This is a genomic window from Flavobacterium tyrosinilyticum, from assembly GCF_023656565.1.
Classification (GTDB): Bacteria; Bacteroidota; Bacteroidia; order Flavobacteriales; family Flavobacteriaceae; genus Flavobacterium; species Flavobacterium tyrosinilyticum.
Window position 1 is genome coordinate 31703 of the sequence record NZ_JAMOKG010000003.1, and the last position, 23108, is coordinate 54810.

The window sequence follows — 23108 nt, forward strand, 5'->3', positions numbered from 1 at the left end:
CAATTTAGTGTTTGCTTAGTTTTTAATAACTTTAGTTCTTATTAGTTTTCCATCAACGGTAACCTCAATAATATATACTCCTTGAGCGATGTATGGAGAAATTGAAATCAGATTGAGGCCGTTTTCAATAACAGCTCTTTGGCTGAATACCAATTGACCATTTATAGAATAAAGCTGCACATTTACTTCCTGCTTTTTAGAAGCATTAAGTTCCAGATTCAGAATTGTTCCAAATGGATTCGGATAAATACTGTTTTCTGTTTTCGACACATCTTCTAAAATTACGGGATTCGCAATTGTACCTAGTACTTCGTTTCCTTTAAAAGTGAATGATTTAGAAGTTTCTTTTTTATTAAATCCATCTCCAAGCGTAAATGAAAATTCTTCGGTATCGTCACCAAAAATGGTTATGAAACTCAACTCTTTTCCATCAACCATCTGATTTCTGGTTTTTCCTTTTAAGACACCTTTAGTATCATAAACAAACAATTCATCATATCCTTCTGGAAGTAAAACAACAGCATTCATGTTTTGAGAATATTGTGTAAACTCTGATGCGATTGTTTCCTGTTCACCATTTGAAACCGATTTTCCTGTTTTGCTTTTTTCTAAATTATCAGGATATTTAAAAGTTTGAATTTTACTTGATTTAATCATGTAACCTTTGCCAGCTTCCAAGTATTTTAAGGTTCCGTTCCACCCGATGACTGGGTCGTAAATAGCAAACAAATTCTGCGATTTGATAACATCTCCATCTGCAGCATCAAAATAAGCCAAAGCCTCATTGGTAGTCTGGTTTGATCCTAAAGGATAAGCAAGCCAGTTCCAGTTTTCTTTAATAGGGAAACTCCATGTTGCAACATCTACACTTTTTCCTTTTACTTTTAAAGTCTGTTCTTCGGTTACATTTATTTTATACATTTTAGAAGAAGAAAGTCCTCCATTTGCACTGATAGTTCCAGACCAGCCACTATTTGCAGGGTTTGAACTATCTTTAAAATAAGTTTCCAATAAAGCTGGAGAATGGCTTAAAATACGGTTTGAAGTTTCTAATTTTAGATTCTTCGTTAATGCATTTAGATCTGAAAAATTAGCATCATTGGTATTTAAAGAAATCCAAGTCCATCCTTTGTTTAGTTTAATTTCTTGCTCTATTAAACCTGAATTAGCAAAAATGTAAGGTTTGCTTAAAGTTCCTAAGACTTCATTATTCATAAAAGTAATAGACGGATTAGTCTCTACTGAAGCTTCTAAAATTTTACCTTGAGAAGCATCCCATATTTTAAATTTCAGATTTTCACCAGAATTTGTATTACTGTAAATGGTTAAAAAGGCAAAATATTCCTTATAAGCTTCATTGTAAACCAGTTTTGCAGATCCTCTTGTTTCGTCATTATAAAAAGCAGCAATCTTATCATAAGAATCGGCAGAAAGTACACCATCTACTTTTACTTTTCCGATAATATTCATACTGTAATCAAAATGAGTCGGATCAACAGACCAATTAGGTTCTGGTGCCAATACTCTTAATTTGATCTGTAGTTTTTGATCAAAACCAAAATCAGTTTGCAAGTATAAATTTTCAAGGTATTCTCCAACAGCAAAATCTTGATCAACAGTTGCTTTGATGATAGTTTTACTATTAGGATCAATACTTCCAGATGTTTTACTTAAACTTAACCAGCTTGGCACATTGCCAATTACGTAAGGCTGCTGTTTTCCTCCTTTGTTTACCAATGTAATATCAAAACTTTTGGTTTCGCCACTATTCTTAGTAAGATCTACAATATCATTATATCCTTCGGCAAACCAACTCACCTCGTTACGATTTACATAAGCAGTCCAAGTAACAGGAGATTCCTGCATATTATTGGCGCTGTCAAACATTCTATGAACGGTAATATCTAAGATTTGTCCTTCTAATGATGCCCAATCTGTAATAACTGGCGCAATAATCATTTCGCCGTCTTTAATAACATTTGTGGTTACAAATTTAACCAGCTGGCGTTCTGGTTTTATTGCCGGTGTATCATTAGAATAATTTACATTTCCGCTGCTTAAAAGGGCATTGTTCACCACTACAGTCTGATTGGCGTCTGCATGATAATATCTCGGTCCGTTTGCTGTAACCGGATCTGGAACATTCATTCGTGAGTACAATAATAAACCAATGCTTTCAACATCAACTTCATTATAACTGTCTCTATTGATTTGTTCGACATTACGAAGTGTATTCCACAAACGGAATTCGTCTATTTTACCAGTAAAAGTACGATCAACTGTTTCTTTTCCTGCAAGATCACGAGCTCCTCTCGCTCCAAGCCAAATTTTATTTCCAGAGAAACCTCCAATAGCCGTCATTTGGTTAGAAGATACTAATTGCGTATCTACATACGTTCTTAGCGATCCCGTTCTGTTAAACAATAGCGTTACATGATGCCATCCGTTATCAGAAAGTCCTTTTGTGGTTAAAACATACGATTTGCCTTCGCTGTTTAACAAAAGATTTCCAGAATTATTCATATCAACAGACCATTTATTAGAAAGTCCGTTGCTTTGAACAACATCAGAACCATCGCCTTTTCCGTTTGAGAAAATAGTAGCTTCTTGTGAAGTTCCAGTTTTAATCCAAAACTCCATCGTAGCGTCCATTTCTTTGGTTATTTGAACAAAATTTACATGGTCCATCGCTAGGTATTGTCCGTTGCTAAAGTCGTAAGAAGTTCCTTTTGGTTTGATATCCCATGAAGCATTTACAGTCGCATGTTTAAATCTTGCTAGATCTTTAGACAAAGCGTCTCTTCCTTCATTCATTGGCCAGTAGCCAACCAGATTAGCTTCGTTACCCATTAATTTAGCGTACATTTTTGCGTACGATTCTTCTCTGGTTAATGTTTTGTTCCATAAACGAAGATCGTGCATATTTCCCACAAATGTATTGCCTCCAATTACCAAAGCATTGTTATTGGCAAATTGTGCGTTGGCTTTACCGCTTTTAGCACCAATTTCGACATCATCTTCAAAAATTCGATAATCACCGTTACTGCTGTTGTATGTAAAAGCATAATGGTGGAATAGATTATCATTTTTAAAACCACCTTGAACAGTAACATCTCCTAATGAGAAAGAAATATTTCCGCTTTTCAATCCAATGTTTAAACCTCCGTCCTGAGAGATAATCGAAGCGCTTGAACTTTTCGTTTCGTTATTCATCCAGAATTCAAAACTTAAATTTCCAGCACTCATTTGAGGGCTATTGATGACTGCTGTATTGTTGCTTCCTTCGAAACGTAAACTTACATTGTGATCAATTTTTAACTGATTCGTCTGCCCTTTTATCTCAATTGTGCTAACCGCAGGGTTGTAGAAAATTTTTTCGTTAAAGCTTACTTTCAAGTCTTCGCCCGCACTCAAAATACCATTTGTAGGCAGAGGCGTGCCAAATAACTGAGGCGCACTTAAATCGACCAATCCAGAAATAACTTCAGATATAAACTCGGTATTATTGCTACAAGTACTTCTTGCTCTAATTTGATAATTTCCATTTGCTAATTGTAAAGCAGCAATGTCAAAATTGTACGTTAAGCTTGTTGCAGCACCAATAGATGAAATTTGAGTTTCATTATTGCTTACTGCTTCATTATAAAATTCTGGAGTACCATAATATGTATGAAGGCGAATCCAATTTGGACTTGTCGCTAATTTATACTCCAAATCAATTTTTTTGAAGCTTTTAAACTTGGTATTGTATCCATTCAAGTTTATTGCCAACGGCTTTGTTGTACCGTCTACATTTAGCGCTTTTTCTCTATTATAAACCCAATTATTCAGCGGCGCGTTTACCGTTACGCTTGAACATGATGGAACGAAACTTGCCGAAATAAACACTTCAGAACTTACATCTTCTCCATCGCATAATGACTGCAGTCTGATTTTGATGTCCTTATATTCATAAATATCTGAAATAGATTTTCCTAAAGTCAGTTTATAAATAACTTCTTTTCCATAAGGCACGTGTACAATTGTTCCGTTTGGTTCAATATTAATTAAGGCATTATTCGGATTAGTAGTATTATCTACAACTAATAAGAAATCAGCATCAGAACCCGAAACACTGTTGTTTTGAAGCTTTAATTCAAACTCAGCATTTTTAGTTTCAACTACATTTGTAATATCGTTATCTGTTACGGCAAGTACCGGAACTTCAACTTTTTGAGTAGCAAAACTTAACTTTTCACGTTTATCTTCTGGCAGTTCATTAATAACAGCTGCTGTGGCACTGTACTCACTTTTATTATAGAAATGAGTTAATTCTGCATCTTCATACGGACAAGAAGTTCTACCTCCTTGATTAATAAATATTGGACCATTACCATCGAATGCATCGATTACGTTAACACTTAAAAAGTTGGCTTTATCATTATCTTTAATCGTGTAACTTATGTTTGTAGTAGTTGCTTTTTCTTCTGATAATGTAGAATTAATATCCTGTTGAAAGAAAGAGTTTGTCTTACTAACAACTCCTACTTTATTAAAAAGGAATCCAAGCTCTGCAGCTACAGATTGATCTATCACAAGATTATAAGATGTAGGCTCTGCTGCTACAATACTTGTTTCAACACTTTGTGTATAAGAACCCAAACCTGCATCAAATGAAACATTTTTTAGGAAATTAGATTCCAATAAATTTTTAATCGTATTGGATTGATTTAGTTGATTTGTTAGTTTTTGTTTAGCAACTGGATCATTTACCTTATCATAAACGCTGCTTATTTCATTCTTAAACTTGGTTACAACTCCGGCTAAACCTGCTTTGTATGTCTCAGGTGAGTTTTTTGCAATATATTTATTCTTTTCGTTTTCCAGTATTATCTTTCTCCACAACCTGATTTTTTCAGTATACTGATCCCTTTTTCTTTTATTTTCTTCTGAACCAGGATTTGGTCCATTTAGATTTGCAGTAATAAATTGCTCATATTCTGGAATTAATGTACTCAAAATATGTTTTTGCGAGTATACGAAAAATGTAGGACTGTTTTGATCATTTAAAATCAGTGCTTTTTGCTTGCTTACATAAATAGGATCAATAGCAGTTCCTAAGTTTATATATTCATTAGCTCCCAATTCTACTGTAACTCCGTTTACCGTTTTTACAGGTATTTTTTTAGATGCTTCAATATTATCAAAAGTACCATAAAACATATTTTTAGAGTTTCCGATGTATAAATCACCATCTGAACCTACATAATCTGTTGCATCACTAGTTGATATTGCCTTGCTGAAAGTAAAAGTACTTGTGACGCTTTTACCATCATTAGAAGTATTGTTAAGTCCAACTCCAACATCTGCATTATTTGTTGCTGTTGCTTCTACTACTGGTGTCGGAACTATACCGCCGCTAACTTCAAAATGCAATCCTGCATGAACACTAACGTTTTGGGTAAATCCTTCCTGATGTGACAAAGATGCTTCAGAGGTAAAAGAAATACTTTCTCCTTTTTCTATAGTCGCAAAACTATTTGAACCAGGTGGGTCTCTTAAAATGATGGCAGGAACATCTGGAGCCTCCGTAACAAAAGTTTGGCTGCCATCTGATGCACCTCCTAAAATGATTCCGGTATCATTAAAGTTCTCAACAGGATAATCTACTTCGTTTAATCGGTATTTTAAACTGTTTTTGATTTCAAATGGAGGTGTAATTGAAGGTACGCCTGCTTTAAAAGCGTACGTTAAAGTACTTCCATCTGCTGTAATGGTTTCAGAATCTTGTAAAGCAAGATTATTTGTTTTCACCAATTCACCATCCTTTACAGGAACTTTTACTTCAACGGCTGTTCCTGAATCATTATTGGTGTAACGTTCAAAACGATTCATTACAATTTTGTACGCCATAAACTGCGTGTAAATTGGTTTTGCAAAGTTTTCTGTAGATACTTTTGTTCCTGCAACATCGATCGTTTTATCAGAAGTTTGTTCGATAACCTGCAATACAGGAGTCGATCTGTACGTAAAACTTTTCTCGTAATGATACGGCGTTCCTGTTAACGTTTTATCGATATTATTCTCCTTGTATTTAAATTCAGGTGTTTTAGTAACCGGTATTTCAGAAAAATCAAATGCTTCTGTAGTTCCTGCTTTTAATAGCGAAATGCCCGAATTGCTTTTAATCACCAAATCATTTGCTTCCAAATTATATTTTAAAGGCATTACTGCAATTCTATACTCTCCTGAAGCCGTGTTAGTCGTATAATTAAATTTGGTATAATTGGTCACATTGGCTCCAACTGGCGCGTATCCTAATGTAAAATCCGCCTTACCAATATTATTTTTAGCGCTTACTTCAAGATTTTTTGTGATTCCAGAATCGATTATCGTTTTGGTCACTACGCCTTCACCACCAAAACCAATAGGCTTTTCGGCTTCAACAGAACCACCAACTACTTTACCTACTACGGTTACTTTAGTGTTGTTTACAAAGTAAACTGGCTCATTCGCATCTTCAAAAAACTCTTTAAACTCAGTTGTAGCAGCAGGAAAACGCCCGTTATACACAAACTGATGCCCGTCTTTTTTGATTGTAATATAATGTTTGCCAATAGGAACACTTACATCAAAATAACCATTATCGTCTGTAACAACCGGAATGTTATTGGCATCCAGAACGATGTTTCCGTCAATATATACATTTGCTCCAGTTGTGTAAATTGAAGCATAACGATCTAAATAATCGTCTGATTTATCATTTGGAGTTCCCGCATCATTTTTCCAATATTTAGCTTTAGGAAATTTTTCGCCATTTATTTCATAGTAATTATAACCTTCATCAAGAATATTAGCTCCTCCGCCAACCCATGCATCATTTTCGTTTTGGGCAGATTTGCCGTCTACAGAAACATAAGATGGGAAAACGCCTCTTGTATCAAAAGCTACAACACCTTTGAAGCTGAACGAAGACTGATCGACAAAATCAATTTTATTAACCACCTCAGAACCCAAACCTAAATAAACCAATTGCTGGTTAGGTTCAAATTTATGCTGGCCGTACATTGGAGTAATGTTATAAGATTCTCCTGTACCAGAATACTGAATGGCACTAATTTGGTAATTTCCTTTACTGTCTGTTACTCCTAAAACACCCAATTGAGAAGTTGTTGGGTAATTATCTGCTTCTGTTGCCCATAATACTCTATTGCCTTGTGCTGTATTGGCATCCCAAAGCTTACCGTGATTTTCATTATAATTAAAACCGCTTCGAGACAAATCATAAGCAAATCTTCCTGCTTTTTCATTGGCTCTCAAGTAAGTAACCAAACGAGAGTCGTTTCCGCTTATAAATCTTGAATAATCTGTTCTAATAACAGACGATTCTAATGCGGCTTTCCAAATTCTGATTTCGTCAATATAACTAGATTTTCCACCGCCCACTTTAGCATTATCCCAAGTTATGCCAGAAAGTCTTACGGTGCCCGTTGGAATTACGGCACTAAAATAAGGCGCAGTATAAGACGCATCAATACCTCTTAATTTACTGTCAGCTTCTGTTACATAAGATTGTGTAATCTGTCTTCCGTTAACGTATAACAACGGAACTTGATTATCATTGATTACAACAGAAAAATGAACAAAAGACCTATTAAATTCTGAAACAGGTACAAGCAGATCATTTCCTCTTGAGTTTAAATTACCCGAAGGAAAATAATTTCTCAATGTATACTTTCTGCCGCCTATTGTAACATCAATAGATTTGCTTACCGCGTTTAATTTTACAGTAACATCAAGATTATCTGCACTTGTCGAACTCGAAATGTTAAACAATCGAATCGCTGTTTCAGAATCACTTGTATAAGCGCTAGATGGTTTTACCCAAGCCTCAAAAGTAGCCGAATTTGAAATTAATGTACTCAAACCGCTTAAATCTACAAAACCAGAAGCAGGAACATTTAGACCACTTCCTTTAACAGCGCCGCTGCCATTTGGAGTTGCGGTAACGACAACATCTTTAACTGGATTTCCGCCTTTATAACTGATGTTTCCTGTTACAACCGCCGTAGGATTTCTGTATCCAATTCCGGTAATATAAGTACTGTAAAGAATTGGAGTTGCAGCAATTCCCTGCGCTTCTAACATATATTCATACAAAACTCCCCCTTCTACATATTTATCTTCATAATTTGTTTCTGTTGGAGATAGACTGACTACTAAATTGTAAGGAAGATTTCCCGTTTCTGTGTAGACCCTTCTGTAAATCTTAATGCTTTTTACCAAATTTTCATTGGCTCTTAAATTCCAAGCAATTAAAACCTTATCACCATAAAAACCTTTTGAAACACTAAAAGATTCTTCTGCAAATGTGTGATACAAATACAGCGTACTCCATGGAAAGCGAATATCTGCAGGGTTTGTTTTCCTTGGTCCAGTCTTATTTTGCCCTAAAAATGGAAGTCCAACCTGTATGTTGAATCCATTTTTTTGAATGGCCTGCGAAACGGGTACAACTTTAGCTCCTTTATTGTTTTGAGCATAAAGTCCCGCTCCCAGAACAAACATTCCGAGAACTGCAATTATTTTTTTCATAATTACAGCTTTATAATTTAATGATGTAATTTACACCGTAACTAACAGGTCTAGTTTCTGTTCCTCCAGTATCTGCTGTTGAACCAGTTATGTTATGTGTATGATTACCAGTAGTTGGCATTGTTCTTGCATAACCAAGATCCGGTTGAACTAATTGACTATCACCATCTACTGCATTAACAGTATTATTTCCAGTAATACTCATAACTTTATCAAAAATTCCATCTGCGTGGTTATGGTTACCGGCTGCATCGGTACTTAATGAACCTTTTGCGTGTGAGTGGCTCTGAATTTCATCGTTTTGTGTTCCTTTTAAAGCCGGTCCAGGTTGATTATTTACAGGACTTGTTCCAGTACCTCTTAAAAACATACCTTGTAGGTTTGGCGCATTACTTCCGACCAACGCAATCAGAGCTTTAGCAGTTGTAGGAAGAGCGGCTCCGTTGCAAAGCACCCATCCTTCTGGAGCAACAGTTCCTATAAAAGGCATAATTGAACCTGTTGGAACACCGTTGTTGGCAGCAATTGCATACGGTACATGACGAAGTTTTTCGTCAGAAATAACTTCTGAACCTTTCTCAATTCTCAGATAAGCAGTATTGTTGGCAATTAGGCTGTTATTCACTGCAGTTGGATCTATTACATCAGAGAATACTCCAAACGCATCAGTAGTCACATTTCTAGTAACTTTGTTGATCAACTGCTCGATACTTGAAGCGTCTAGATAATACAGCGTAAACGTAAGATTAATTGTCTGATTTGTTAAGGCTGTATTGTTTGCATCTCTAGCAATTCCCTGTACTGCAATTCCGGACTGCGAAGCAGAACTTTGGGCATAATTTGAAATAGATGCACAAAAAAGACATAACATTAAGAGTAATTTTGTTTTCATAGATATCATTTAAAAAATTAAAATTTTAAGGGGTTGGTTAAGGAGCGAATTTATTTTAAAAAATAAAATTCCTTAAATAATAGGGAGAGACAAAAAGGGGACAAATCAATGGGTCTAAAATCTTAAATCATTAATATTAGCCATTTAAAAAATATCCTTTTGCATCTTGCACCTTGCAAAGAGATTTCAAAGCAAAAAAAAGACTTGAGTTGCCATACAAAACAATGATTTCTTTTCGGCGAGATTAGATTGAAATTTCTTTCAAAGAATTAGGAGAACATTGAAAAAGTTTTTTCTTTAAATTGGTACAATGCTTACCAGATTTTCAGAACTTATAAGAAAAATTTTATATTTAAGATTTTCAAGGCATTAGTTTAAAAAAACATGATTTTCTCTTTAACTTTTTTTTAGTAAAACGTTTATTTTTTTTAGTTTAGCAGCCTATAATAAGCCCCCATTCCAAAATGATTTTCTGTACAAAAAAAATTATTTTCTTTTTTGTGTTATACACCTTTGTTTTTTGTACACAATTGCACGCTCAAAAACTATCATCGTCTAGTGCAGAGTCAATTAAGAAAATAGAAGCTATCATTATCAAAGAAAATAATTCTAAAAAAGACACTGTAGAACTACAAAAACGACTGTCTTTTTTAAAAAATTCTTCAAGCAAAAACGAACAGATTTTACACAGTGCCTTACTGGCAAATGGCTTTTCTCTATTCTTCGACAAAATAAACAGCAGAAGCGAATATTATTACTTAAAATCTATTCAAGAAGCTAAAAAAAGCAATGATTTAAGTCTTATAATCTGGACGCAGGTAAATTATTCCAAGTACTTGTATTTTTACTGCCAGATAGATAAACTTATCCCGATCGTTCTCAAAACGATGGACGAAAGCAATCAGATTGGTCCTTCGGAAATGATTTTGCCTGAAGAGACTTTTAAATTCTTTGGCTGGATAATGTCTACGGTCGAAGATAAATCTGCTATAAGTTATTATAAAAAAGCGCTGCAGTATATGCAAAACCCTTCTTCAGAATCTGCGGGAGTTTTAAACGCAATTGGGAGCAGTTATTTCAGAAACAAAGATTTATCAAATGCCATGTATTATTTTAATAATGCAGAAGCTATGGCATTAAAAATAGGCGACAGTATCAGGTATGCAAAAATTTTAGGAGACAAAGCGCTTATTTACCAAGAAAAAGGAAATTTAAAAGATGCTGTGCGCTTTTTAAAACAAGATATTCTCTATTCTCAAAAATTTAAAATTGAAAAGAATGAGATGTATGCTTCTATTTTATTGGCTAAAATTCTTTTAAAAGTCAAAGACACTGCAGAACTCGAGGAGATTTTAGAAAAAGCGGGAAAAATTGCAAGCTCAAAGTCCTACTACAGAAGTTCTTTAAAAGAAGTAATAGAGTTAAAACTTATTGTTCTAGGAGGTAAAGATCCTCAGAAAGAGCTATTACTAAGACGACAGCTTAAACAAATTGAAGAATATCTTCTTAATACCAATGGCAATACGGTACTGCAGCAATCTCATTGGCTTATTCAAAAAAAGAAATATGAAACTGATAATGAGAAAATTCGATTGCAATTAGAGAAAGGCGAAAAAACAAAAAGTCTAATTATTCTAATACTCATCCTCACTATTGTGCTAAGTCTGGTTACTTACACCTCATTGAACAAAAAATTAAAAACAAAGAAAATAACACTTGAAAAAGACAGACTTCTTTTTGAACAGAAGCTTAGTGATGCTAGTTATAATATTGAAACCTTCGACGAATATCTTAAAAACAAAAACAAGCAGATATCTATTCTAGAAACTGAACTTGAAGAAATTAGAAACTCTGTCGCGGTACAGTCTGAAGAAGAAAAAACAAAACTTGACAAAATATTAGACTCCCATTTGATGACAGATGAAAACTGGAAGAACTTCAAAAAAGAGTTTATAAAACAGCATGGTGAATTTTATAATTATGTAGTCAAAAATTTTCCAGAATTAAAAGAATCTAATCTTAAGATTATAATGCTGCAAAAATTAGACCTTAACAACTCCGAAATATCTAACTTATTAGGAGTTACAGTCGATGCCATCAAAAAAAGCAAACAGCGATTAAAGAAAAAATTAGGCGAGAGATATGATTTATTATTCGAGATCATAGAATACAAATGACATGACGATCTGAGCCAAACAGATATTCAAAAAAAATCAATAAAAAAAGAACTAAAATATTATTTACCAACATTTTAGCTCTTTTTGTTATTTTTATTTTGTATTTCTTTGCTCCTTCTATTTGCCGATGCAAAAATTAGCGAAGATATTCCCAAGTAATTCGTCATTAGAGACCTGACCTGTAATAAGTCCAAATTGGTATAAAGCTTCACGAATATCAAGCGCCATAAGATCACTTGAAAGTCCAGATTCTAAACCGTATTTTACTTTTTGTATTTCATCTAAAGCTTTTAATAACGAATCATAATGTCTTGTATTCGTAACAATTGTTTCATTATTGCGAAGTGCTCCTGTATTAACAAAAGATAACAATTCATTCTTTAAATCCTCTACTCCTATTTTTTCTTTTGCAGAAATCAATAAAAGTTTTGCATTTAAGTTTTCTAGCTGATTGGTAATATTGGCTACTTCATCAGCAGACAAAATATCTTTTTTGTTTACCACAATAAGCAAAGGCTTCAGCGGATATTTATTCTTAATCTGCTCAATCTCATTTACGAATTCACAACTTGAAGCCTGAAATTTCAATCCGTCAAATAAATAAATCACAACTTGCGCTTGATCTATTTTTTCGAATGTTTTCTTGATTCCAATACTTTCTACAACATCTTTAGTATCACGAATTCCAGCCGTATCAATAAATCTAAATCCGATACCGCCAATTACCAATTCGTCTTCAATAGTGTCACGAGTTGTTCCAGCAATGTCCGAAACAATTGCTCTTTCTTCATTCAACAAAGCATTCAATAGCGTCGATTTACCAACATTTGGTTCACCTACAATTGCAACTGGAATTCCGTTTTTAATCACATTTCCAACAGCAAACGAATCAATTAAACGTTTTAAAACAAATTCGATTCTGTTTAATAGCTCGTGAAACTGCGTTCTGTCAGCAAACTCTACATCTTCTTCTGCAAAATCCAATTCCAATTCAATTAAAGAAGCAAAATTTAAAAGCTCTTCTCGAAGTTTTGCAATTTCATTACTAAAACCACCACGCATTTGCTGCATCGCGATTTGGTGAGAAGCCTCATTGTCTGATGAAATCAAATCGGCCACCGCTTCTGCCTGCGATAAATCTAATTTTCCGTTTAAGAAAGCTCTTAACGTAAACTCACCTGCATCTGCCATTCTACATCCATTTCGAAGCAATAATTGAATAATCTGCTGCTGAATATAAGTTGATCCGTGGCACGAAATTTCGATAGTATCTTCGCCAGTGTAAGAGTTCGGACCTTTAAACACCGAAACCAAAACTTCGTCTAGCGTTTTGCTTCCGTCTACAATATGCCCTAAATGAAGTGTATGCGTTTTCTGTTTGGTTAAATCTTTGTTTTTAATAGATTTAAAAACCGAATTACCAATTGTAATAGCTTCAGCTCCAGAAATACGAATTATGGCGATAGCTCCAGCTCCCGAAGGTGTAGCCAAAGCAACTATAGAATCTTGATTTATCATGCTGCAAAGGTATAAAAAAAGGCTTAATTTCTTTTCTGTACAATCTTGTCCTAAATCAACCAATAAATCTTCGCAATAATTCATATTAATAAATCATTAAGTGTTAAAATACTGATAAATGTCAGGTTAATTTCTATGCAGAATGAGTAAATTTGAGAGACAAACCTTAATCTTAAATACTATGAAAAAGATATTATTTCCAACCGATTTCTCTGACGCTGCTACCAATGCATTTGTTCATGCTTTAGAATTTGCTAAAGTTGTAAACGCCGAATTAATCTTACTTCATACATTCGAGATACCTGTTTACGACAGCCAATTCTTTCCAGAGAATTATGCTTCTATATACAGCTCAATCGAGCTAGCAAAATTTGAAATGTTTAAGGATGAAATTCCAAAACTACGAACTATTGCTGCCGAACGTAATCTAGAAGATATTGTAATCAAACACCGTTTAATGGATGGTGATCTAATTTACAATCTTAAAAATGCAGTCGAAGAAGACCAAGTCGATTTTGTAATTATGGGAACCAACAGCGCTTCTGACTGGACTAAATTTTTCACGGGTTCCAATACCGAATCTGTAATTTCTGGGGTCGAAGTTCCTGTTTTATGTGTTCCTATCGACGCCAAATACAAAAAGGTAAAAACAATTGGCTTTACGACACGCTACCGAGAAAAAGACAAAAAAGAACTTAAAAAAATCTTGAAGATTGCTAAAAAAACTGGTGCTAAAGTAAAGAGTTTATACGTTAAAACGTCTAATTCTGATGTTACAGAGGAAACTAGAAAAGAATGGGAAAGAGATTTTGCTGAAGAAAATGTGGAATTTTTAGTTTTACCAAGTGATGATGTCAAAGAAACCATTCTTGATTTTATTCTTTACAAAGACATTGATGTTCTAACCACAATAACACATAAACGTTCGTTCTTTGAAAGTATATTTGACTCTAGTTTTTCAAAAAAAATAGCCAAAGAAGTAACTATTCCTATTTTGGTAATGCACGAAGATTAATTTCAATCCTTGATGATTTTGCAACTTAAAAGCTATATTTGTATTTCAACCAAAATAATAGAATGAAAGCATATCCAGAAAACGTTGCAAAATACTCAGAACTCTATAATAAAACCAACAAAAAATACAACAGCATAAGCCTTTTGAGGTTATTAAGTATTTTTCTTTTTTTGTTTTTTATGTTTTATTACATTAAAACAAACGAAATACTTTATGTTATTCTAGCTGTTTTATCTTTTGCTGGTTTTATTTTTTTAATGAAAATACATTCTCGAGTATCTTTTCAAAGATTGCTTGCAGAAACACTTTTAAAAATTAATCAGAATGAAATTTCTTTTTTGAAAAGAGAAAAAACTTCTTTCGAAAATGGAGTTGAATTTATCGATTACCATCATCCGTATGCTTACGATTTGGATATTTTTGGAGAACATTCGTTATTCCAAAATCTAAACAGAACAGCTTCTTTTATCGGAAAAAAAACACTTGCTGAACTCTTACTTCATACACTTCCTGAAAATGAAATTTTAGAAAATCAAGAAGCTATAAACGAATTAAAAAGTAAAATCGATTGGAGACAGGAATTTCAGGCTTTGGCCATCATTAGTCAAGATTCTAAACAATCTTATGAAGCGATAAAGCATTGGACTTCTTTTACAAATAATTCATTACCTAAAGTTTTAGTTGCATTATCATTTATTCTTCCAATAACATTTTTTGGATTCCTGACTGCGTATTTTATTACATCAAAAACCATTATACTTTCTTATTTGACTTATATTTTTATTGCCAATTTGATCGTTTTAGGAAGAGCTGTAAAGAGAATTCAATCGGAAATAGCAAAGGCAGATAATGTCACTAACATCATAAAGCAATATGGTTTATTGATTGAAAAAATTGAACGCGAATCTTTCCAATCTAATAAACTAATTCGTTTACAAGAACAGCTTAATTTTAAGAATGCCAAAGCAAGTCAGCATTTAAAACAGCTTTCAGAGTTGTTTTCGAGAATGGATACGATAAACAATTTTGTGACAGCGACTTTGTTTAATGGAACTTTTTTATTCAATCTCCACGTTTTAAGAGCGCTTTTAAAATGGAAAGAAGATTATGCTTCTGAAATGAATCATTGGATTTCTATTATTGGCGAAATTGAAGCATTAAATAGTCTGGCAAATTTGGCGTATAACAACGATGATTTTGTTTTCCCTGAAATCAATTCTGAGTATAAAATCGAATTTAAAAATCTGAGTCATCCGCTGCTTAATCCTGCTACAAGAGTTGGAAATGACACGCAATTTTTCCCGCAATCTTTTGTGATTCTAACTGGATCTAACATGTCTGGAAAAAGTACGTTTTTAAGAAGCTTGGGAATTAATATGGTGCTAGGCGGAATTGGCTCTGTTGTTTGTGCATCAGAAGCTAAGATTCATCCACTTCCAGTATTAGTTTCAATGCGATTATCCGATTCTTTATCCGATTCTGAATCTTACTTTTTTGCTGAAATTAAACGTTTAAAACAGATCATGGATGCTCTTGAAAATCAGCCTGCTTTTGTTTTATTAGATGAGATTTTGAGAGGTACAAATTCCGACGATAAAAGAAACGGAACAATTGAAGTCGTGAAGAAAATAATTTCTAAAAAAGCAATCGGAGCCATCGCAACACACGACATAGAAGTTTGTCTGACTACGAATGAATATCCTGAAATTTTAACCAATCAATGTTTCGAAGTTGAGATTCAAAACAACGATCTTCACTTCGATTATAAACTCCGAAACGGAATCTGCAAGAACAAAAGCGCAACATTTTTAATGCAGAAAATGAACGTAATTTAATGGTGAAATGAAAGATTTGAGATGTAAGGTGTAAGATGTAAAAAAAAGCTTTGTCAAAGTTTAAAACTTTGACAAAGCTAGAAATACTTCCCATTTTGGAATTTGGAATTTAAAAAATTGGAGTTTAAAAAAATTAGTTTTCCTCGTACATTTCCATCCACAAACGCGTTTCTTCCAAATCGAGTTCTTTTTCTATTTTACGAAAGATTTCTTCGTTTACAGAACCCAATTTATGCATCGATTCTAATTTTGCTCGTTCTACATTTAGCAGATCGATTTGAATTTTAGTAAAATCATTAAAGATTTCGCCTCCAAGAAGCTTTCCATTTCCGAAGAAATTGGCAGGAAGTTCGGTCTTTTGCAGACGGTTGAATTTTACTTCATATTTACTTTTAATATTATGAAGCAATTCATCATTCAGCAAGGAGAAATTATCTTCAATATGGGCGATAGTTTCAGAGACAATCACATTTCTAATATTATACTCTTCTGCGAGTATCGAGTATCTCTCAATTTTCAGTTTTTTGATAAGCCATGGAAGCGTAAGTCCTTGTATTACCAAAGTCGAAAGTATAACACAGAAAACCAAATAGATAATTAAATTTCGAAGCGGAAATTCTTCTGTTTTATTCAACATTAAAGGAAGTGCCAGCGCTGCAGCCATAGACACCACACCACGCATTCCAGACCAGCCAAAAATGATCATATTTCGGTAATCAAATTGCTCTTTCTCCCGAATCTTTTTACTGATCATTCTTGGAATCATCGTTGCTGGAATAACCCATAAGAAACGAACCAAAATCACTACTATACTTATAACTGCACCCCAGATAAGTAAAGAATTTCCCGAATAATTACTGATTCCTTCAATAATCTGCCTTAATTGAAGTCCGATTAAAATAAATATCAAACCGTTTAGAATATTATTGAGTACATCCCAAATTGTATTCGTCATAATTCGGCTTTCATGAGAAAAAATGGTTCCCGATCTCGCCGCCAGAAAAAGACCTGTCGTTACCACAGCCAAAACTCCTGAACCTTCAAAATGCTCCGCAAGAAGATAAGAAGCAAATGGAGTTAATAATGTTAGTGTTACCTCGATAATATCATCACAAACAAATCTTTTATGAATATAGAACATGATGTAACCAACCGCTAAACCTATTGCTATACCCAAAACCGACATTAAAACAAAATTTAATCCTGCCTGCCATAAAACAAAATTTCCTGCTGTGATTGCCGTAAGCGCATATTTGTACGCCACAAGACCACTAGCATCGTTTACTAAACTTTCTCCTTCTAGAATAGCAATTAATCTCGGATTAAGCCCTAAACCTTTTGTAATGGCTGTTGCAGAAACCGCATCGGGAGGCGAAACAATTGCGCCAAGCAAAAAGGCTAACGGCCAAGACATATCATCAATAAGCCAATGTGCAAAAACAGCCACTAATCCTGTCGTAAAAAAGACCAAACCCACAGCGGCAAAAGTTATCGGACGTATGGATTGCTTAAAGTCAGACCAGCTTGTATGCCAAGCAGCGTGATACAAAAGAGGCGGCAAAAATATAATAAATACTATTTCTGGACTTAGGGCAATAACTGGAAGTCCTGGAACAACACTAATAATAACGCCACATAAAACCAAAACAATCGGAATTGGAAAATTGTATCTTTTACTAACAAGACTAAGAAATGCAACGCCAAAAAGCAGCATTATAATTAAGGTAATATTCTCCATTTGAGGTGGTATTTATTAAATTTTGGGTTGTAAAATTTGACGCTAAATTAAGATTTTATGACAACTAAATTAAATTAGCATTAAAAAAATAGAACATCCATTTATTGACTTATATCAAAGTTTTTGGTTTTAAGGTGCTTTAGATTTGTTTCTTATTACTTCTAAAAAAAATTTATGATCAGTACAGAATTAAGTCCGTTAGTGCAATTTGGGATTTCGAGTAAAGAACGAGTTGAAAATGCTTTAGAACAGCTTAAAAGCGGAAAAGGCGTTTTGGTAACCGACGATGAAAACCGTGAAAATGAGGGCGATCTTATCTTTTCTGCACATCATATCAACGTTCAGGATATGGCATTAATGATTCGCGAATGCAGCGGTATTGTCTGTCTTTGTCTTACTAATGAAAAAGCAAACGAATTGGAACTACCCTACATGGTAAAAGAAAATACCAGCAGTTTTCAAACTCCTTTTACCATAACTATTGAAGCTAAAAACGGAGTGACAACTGGAGTTTCTGCAAAAGACCGAATTACCACTATAAAAACAGCGATTGCAACAAATGCAAAACCAGAACATTTAGCAAAACCGGGACATATTTTTCCGCTTAGAGCAAACGATAATGGCGTTCTAGGAAGAAATGGTCACACCGAAGGAAGTGTCGATTTAATGAAACTAGCAGGTTTACAGCCTGAAGCCGTTCTTTGCGAATTGATGAATGAAGATGGAAGCATGGCTAAACTAGACAAAATCATTAGCTTTGCGCAAGAACACGATTTGGTGGTTTTATCTATTGAAGATATTATTTATTACCGTAAATTCGTTAGAGATTATAACTAGCCCGTTTTAGTAAATTATTTTTAACACATAGAAACATAGCTTTTAGGAGTCTAAATAAGGCGTTTTACTTTTAATAAAACACATAGAGCTATGTGTTTTTATTTTAATCTTAAACAAAGCAAGACAACCTATGTTTCTATGTGTTAAAACTAAAATTTATTCACTTCCACGGGTATTGCAACTACATTATGATATATGAACAGCTTAGCAATTCTATTCGAAAAAGCATTGACGTTTCTGATGAAGATCTAGAAACCATTCTCTCTTATTTCAAACTTATAAAAAAAGGAAAAAATGAAATCTTGTTAGCTCAAGGTCAAATTAGTCATGAAACTTTTTTTGTTGCAAAAGGCTGTTTAAGAATCTTTTTTATAAATGAAGAAGGAAAAGACGTTACACGATATATTGCTTTTGAAAATCAGTTTGCTACCGCTTTGGTTAGTTTTATTACCAAAATGCCTGCGACCGAAAACATTCAGGTTATTGAAAAATCTGAACTATTAAGTATTTCACACGAGGATTTTAATCATTTAATGAAAATTATTCCAGAATGGAGAACATTTTACAGCAATTATTTGGAGAAAGCGTATGTAAATAATGCCAATCGTTTAATGTCATTTACCACTATGGATGCTTTGGAAAGATACCATCAGCTTTTGAAAATTAATCCTGCAATTGTAAAAAGATTGCCGAACAAAATTGTAGCTTCTTATATTAATATTTCTCAGGAAACTTTGAGTCGGTTGAAGTCGAAAGTTTAGAGTTATTTTTAGCCACTAAGACGCTAAGACTCTAAGTTTTTTTTTTAGCCATGACCCGAGCGATAGCGAACAGGTGAAGCAATTCACGAATTTAATTGAATTATTTTTTAAATATGAATTGCCTCCAGCTTTAGCTGGAGGTAAAAAAGGAGAGCAAGAAGGCTTTAGCCAAACTTTGAATTTGGCTAAAGCCTTTTACAATTTAAAACAAAAAACCTCCAGCTAAAGCTGGAGGCAATTCATGTCTATCTTAATCATCTGAAATCTTTTAAAATCTACGTAAAACCATTTGCGTTTCTTGCGAGTAAATCTTAGCGAATCTTGCTCTAAAAATCAGAATAAAAAAACCGAATCTAAAAGATCCGGCTTTATGATTTTATGATTCACAACTGCTGCAAGAAACAAGACTTGTTACCAGTTCTTTAGAAACACTTTGGCTTCTTTGGTAGTACAAACTTTTAACTCCTTGCTGCCAAGCTTCGATCATTAAACGGTTTACATCTTTAATGGCTAATTCTGCTGGAATATTAAGATTTAAACTCTGTCCTTGATCAACAAATTTTTGGCGAATTCCAGCTTGCTGCACAATTTCTAACTGACTGATTTCTTTGAATGTTTTGAAAACATCTTTTTCCTGCTGAGTCAATTGTTCCATATGCTGAACACTTCCTCCGTTTAGCATAATACCTCTCCAAACTTCTTCGTTATCTAAACCTTTTTCTTCCAACAGTTTTTTAAGGTATTTATTTTTACGCATGAAATTACCCTTGCTTAATCCAGCTTTATAATAATTACTGCTAAAAGGTTCAATCCCTGGCGAAGTTTGACCTAAAATTGCAGAAGATGAAGTCGTTGGCGCAATTGCCATTGTGGTGGTATTACGTCTTCCGTACCCTTTTAACAATTCTGGCTCACCATAAATCCTAGCCAATTCTTGACTTGCTTTATCAGCTTTATCGCTAATATGCTTGAAAATCTCTGTAGTTTTCATTTTAGCTTCCATTCCTTCAAACGGAATCATGTTTTTCTGTAAATAAGAATGCCATCCTAAAACTCCTAAACCTAATGCACGGTGTCTTTTAGCAAATTTATTAGCTGCAGAAAGATAATAGTTTCCTTCTGTTTTTTCGATGAATTCCTGTAAAACAGCGTCTAAGAAAAAGATCGCTAACTTTACTGCTTCCGTATCTTTCCACTCTTCATATAACTCTAAATTCATTGAAGAAAGACAGCAGATAAATGATTCATCATGAGTTGATGGAAGCATAATCTCACTGCACAAATTACTGGCATTGATTCTTAAATTCTGATCTTTATAAACTTGTGGTTTATTTTTATTTACGTTGTCACTAAAGAAAATATAAGGCAAACCTTTTTGCTGACGGCTTTCTAATACTTTTGCCCAAATTTGTCTTTTTTCTGCATCACCATCAATCATTTCTTGCATCCAGTAATCTGGCACACAGATCCCTGTAAACAAGTTCTGAATTGGGTTTCCAATACTTTTAATTTTCAAGAACTCTTCGATATCTGGATGATCTACATCCAAATAAGCTGCAAATGCACCACGACGAACTCCGCCTTGCGAAATAGTATCCATAGCGGTATCAAAAAGCTTCATGAAACTTACTGCTCCACTACTCTTTCCGTTATCAGTTACAGCGCTTCCACGTTCACGCAATTCACCAAAATAACCAGAAGTTCCACCTCCGATTTTAGTTTGCATGATTACTTCTCCAAGCTTATGTGTAATTCCTTCAATTTTATCTGGAACATGCACATTAAAACAAGAAATTGGCAAACCTCTTTCTGTTCCCATATTTGCCCAAACTGGCGAACTGATACTCATCCAACCTCTTTCGATCATTTCCATGAAAGATTCTTTCAATTCTGGTTTGTAAAGCCTTCTAGCTGCGGCAGTACAAATTCTATCGATTGCTCCTTCTACAGTTTCTCCTTTTAAAAGATAACCGCGATTTAAAATCTGTTCACTTTCAGAATTTTTCCACCACATTTTACTATCGTTTTGCGGCTCAAAATTGTTATTTGCTGGGTTTGTGTCTATCGTATTCATATGTATTATGGGCTTGTATTAGAAAAGATCGTTTGCTGTGATACTCTTGTCGTGTTTTGTATATTCTACTGGACGTTTCGCAAAGAAATCATCTAAACTGTTTGCAAAAACTTCTTCTTCAAACCAAGTCATTTTTGAATATTCTTCTGGAGAAACATTAAAGATAGTTTCGATATTGATTTGTTTCAAACTTTCATCAATTCTAAATTTCATGAAGTTTACCAAATCTTCTTTGTTGATTGTTTCTATCGCTCCATTTTCAAAAATCCAATCTAAAATATCTGCTTCAACAGAAATTGATTCTTTAACCGTTTCTCTAATTAATTCTAGAGTCTCTGCATCGAAATATTCTGGGAATTCTTCACGAATTTTGTTAATGATATAAATTCCGCCATTAGCATGAATTTGCTCATCAATTGATGTCCAAGCAATAATATTGCTCACATTTTTCATGTATCCTTTGAATCTTGTGAATGACAATAAAATGGCAAATTGGCTGAAAAGAGAAACGTTTTCAATCAAAATACTGAACAAAATCAATGATACCATGTATTTTCTATTGTCCTGAGACTTTGTATCTTTCAATACATTCGAAAGATAATCTACACGTCTGCGAATTACAGGCACATCCAATAGCCTTTCAAATTCGTCATTATATCCTAATACTTCCAACAAACGAGAATAGGCTTCAGAATGTCTAAATTCGCATTCTGCAAAAGTAGTTCCCAATCCGTTAAATTCTGGTTTCGGAAAATGCTCGTATATATTGCCCCAAAAACTTTTTACAGCTACCTCAATTTGTGCAATAGCCAATAAACTATTTTTAATTGCTGTTTTTTCTGCCAAATCCAAATGTGCATGAAAGTCTTGCGTGTCGGCAGTAAAATCTACTTCAGTGTGTACCCAATAAGCTTTATTAATAGCTTCGGTAAATTGCAGAACCTCAGGATATTCAAAAGGTTTATAATTGATTCTTTTATCAAAAATTGACATATATATAGAGTTTTAAGTGACTATTTTGAAATAGAAATGCGAGCGCTTATTTTGGGGAGGTATTAGCGTGATTTCTATATTTACAAATTTAGCCCACAGTTATTCTTTTGTCTACTTTTAGATGTTAAAAATCTGCTCAATTATCAACAGTTTTAAAACTTCTAAAAAGCAGGATGAAGCAAATTTTATCAACATGAAAATATTGCTCTGTAATCTACATTGAGCTAGCAGTTTCCCTAAAAATAATGCTGAGTTATCAACATGAAAAAAAGTGCTTTTTAAGGTCAAAAATCAAAACAGTTATCAACATCCGATTTGAAAAAAGGGAAATTTCAAATCGAATTTCAAATTAAAAAAACGCTGTTTATTAATAATAATTCTAAATAATAGAGACACTATAAAAAATCATAATATACTTTATTACAAATATTTACAGTAAAATAAATATTAAAAGTGCAAAATATTCTAGTAAAATCAACATCTCAGAAATGAATTAGTAGTGCAAATCCTAGCTTTCAAACTTATTACCTCTATAAAGTTGAAAAACCATCTTGAAAGCATTTTTTCTTATTATAAAAAGAGACCGAATTAAAACAAAATTAAAATTTACTTAAGGGATTCTTAATTTTTAGAAAAATAGCATCAAATTCCCCTTTTACAGCAAATTATTCTTGGTTTAAGAATATTAATTTTT

At 33.7% G+C, this 23108-nt stretch carries 11 protein-coding genes; 5 read left to right on the forward strand and 6 right to left on the reverse strand.

Features of this window, described 5'->3' with window-relative positions:
- Window positions 1-15: 15 nt before the first annotated feature.
- Together NCC77_RS14910 and NCC77_RS14915 are read right to left on the reverse strand one after the other, a co-directional pair.
- Entirely contained in the window at window positions 16-8574 is an 8559-nt protein-coding gene (locus NCC77_RS14910) for a LamG-like jellyroll fold domain-containing protein (protein ID WP_250836291.1), read from the reverse strand.
- A 10-nt stretch (window positions 8575-8584) separates the two neighbouring features.
- Window positions 8585-9466, reverse strand: a complete 882-nt coding sequence (locus NCC77_RS14915; protein WP_250836292.1) for a tail fiber protein — start codon at window positions 9464-9466, stop codon at window positions 8585-8587.
- 500 nt (window positions 9467-9966) lie between these two features.
- Between NCC77_RS14915 and NCC77_RS14920 the strand changes: the two genes are divergently transcribed.
- Window positions 9967-11643: a tetratricopeptide repeat protein gene (locus tag NCC77_RS14920; RefSeq protein WP_250836293.1), complete on the forward strand. Its 1677-nt coding sequence runs from the start codon at window positions 9967-9969 to the stop codon at window positions 11641-11643.
- 117 nt (window positions 11644-11760) lie between these two features.
- Here the strand turns inward: NCC77_RS14920 and mnmE are convergent, their stop codons facing one another.
- Window positions 11761-13161 carry a tRNA uridine-5-carboxymethylaminomethyl(34) synthesis GTPase MnmE gene (mnmE, locus tag NCC77_RS14925; RefSeq protein ID WP_250837172.1) on the reverse strand — a complete coding sequence of 467 codons (1401 nt, stop codon included), beginning with the start codon at window positions 13159-13161 and terminating at the stop codon, window positions 11761-11763.
- Window positions 13162-13342: 181 nt separating this feature from the next.
- Between mnmE and NCC77_RS14930 the strand changes: the two genes are divergently transcribed.
- On the forward strand, window positions 13343-14176 hold the full coding sequence (locus NCC77_RS14930; protein WP_095930397.1) for a universal stress protein: 834 nt from the start codon (window positions 13343-13345) through the stop codon (window positions 14174-14176).
- 62 nt (window positions 14177-14238) lie between these two features.
- Window positions 14239-16011, forward strand: coding sequence for a MutS-related protein (locus NCC77_RS14935; RefSeq protein ID WP_250836294.1), 1773 nt, complete (start codon window positions 14239-14241; stop codon window positions 16009-16011).
- 133 nt (window positions 16012-16144) lie between these two features.
- Here NCC77_RS14935 and NCC77_RS14940 read toward each other — a convergent pair whose 3' ends face one another.
- Entirely contained in the window at window positions 16145-17749 is a 1605-nt protein-coding gene (locus tag NCC77_RS14940) for a Na+/H+ antiporter (RefSeq protein ID WP_250836295.1), read from the reverse strand.
- A gap of 174 nt (window positions 17750-17923) precedes the next feature.
- On the opposite strand from NCC77_RS14940, the gene ribB reads away from it, so the two are divergent.
- Window positions 17924-18586, forward strand: a complete 663-nt coding sequence (ribB, locus tag NCC77_RS14945; protein ID WP_250836296.1) for a 3,4-dihydroxy-2-butanone-4-phosphate synthase — start codon at window positions 17924-17926, stop codon at window positions 18584-18586.
- A gap of 188 nt (window positions 18587-18774) precedes the next feature.
- On the forward strand, window positions 18775-19347 hold the full coding sequence (locus NCC77_RS14950) for a Crp/Fnr family transcriptional regulator (RefSeq protein ID WP_172426917.1): 573 nt from the start codon (window positions 18775-18777) through the stop codon (window positions 19345-19347).
- 376 nt (window positions 19348-19723) lie between these two features.
- Here the strand turns inward: NCC77_RS14950 and NCC77_RS14955 are convergent, their stop codons facing one another.
- Window positions 19724-21421, reverse strand: coding sequence for a ribonucleoside-diphosphate reductase subunit alpha (locus NCC77_RS14955; RefSeq protein ID WP_095930393.1), 1698 nt, complete (start codon window positions 21419-21421; stop codon window positions 19724-19726).
- Window positions 21422-21439: 18 nt separating this feature from the next.
- Window positions 21440-22414 (reverse strand): ribonucleotide-diphosphate reductase subunit beta, encoded by a 975-nt coding sequence (locus NCC77_RS14960; RefSeq protein ID WP_250836297.1) that lies wholly within the window; start codon window positions 22412-22414, stop codon window positions 21440-21442.
- Window positions 22415-23108 lie beyond the last annotated feature (694 nt).

Excerpts from the sequence above, each read along its gene's own strand:
- NCC77_RS14910 (WP_250836291.1), bottom strand. The coding sequence starts at position 8,574 with ATGAAAAAAATAATTGCAGTTCTCGGAATGTTTGTTCTGGGAGCGGGA.
- NCC77_RS14915 (WP_250836292.1), bottom strand. The coding sequence starts at position 9,466 with ATGAAAACAAAATTACTCTTAATGTTATGTCTTTTTTGTGCATCTATT.
- mnmE (WP_250837172.1), bottom strand. The coding sequence starts at position 13,161 with ATGATAAATCAAGATTCTATAGTTGCTTTGGCTACACCTTCGGGAGCT.
- NCC77_RS14930 (WP_095930397.1), top strand. The coding sequence starts at position 13,343 with ATGAAAAAGATATTATTTCCAACCGATTTCTCTGACGCTGCTACCAAT.
- NCC77_RS14935 (WP_250836294.1), top strand. The coding sequence starts at position 14,239 with ATGAAAGCATATCCAGAAAACGTTGCAAAATACTCAGAACTCTATAAT.
- NCC77_RS14940 (WP_250836295.1), bottom strand. The coding sequence starts at position 17,749 with ATGGAGAATATTACCTTAATTATAATGCTGCTTTTTGGCGTTGCATTT.
- ribB (WP_250836296.1), top strand. The coding sequence starts at position 17,924 with ATGATCAGTACAGAATTAAGTCCGTTAGTGCAATTTGGGATTTCGAGT.
- NCC77_RS14950 (WP_172426917.1), top strand. The coding sequence starts at position 18,775 with ATGATATATGAACAGCTTAGCAATTCTATTCGAAAAAGCATTGACGTT.
- NCC77_RS14955 (WP_095930393.1), bottom strand. The coding sequence starts at position 21,421 with ATGAATACGATAGACACAAACCCAGCAAATAACAATTTTGAGCCGCAA.
- NCC77_RS14960 (WP_250836297.1), bottom strand. The coding sequence starts at position 22,414 with ATGTCAATTTTTGATAAAAGAATCAATTATAAACCTTTTGAATATCCT.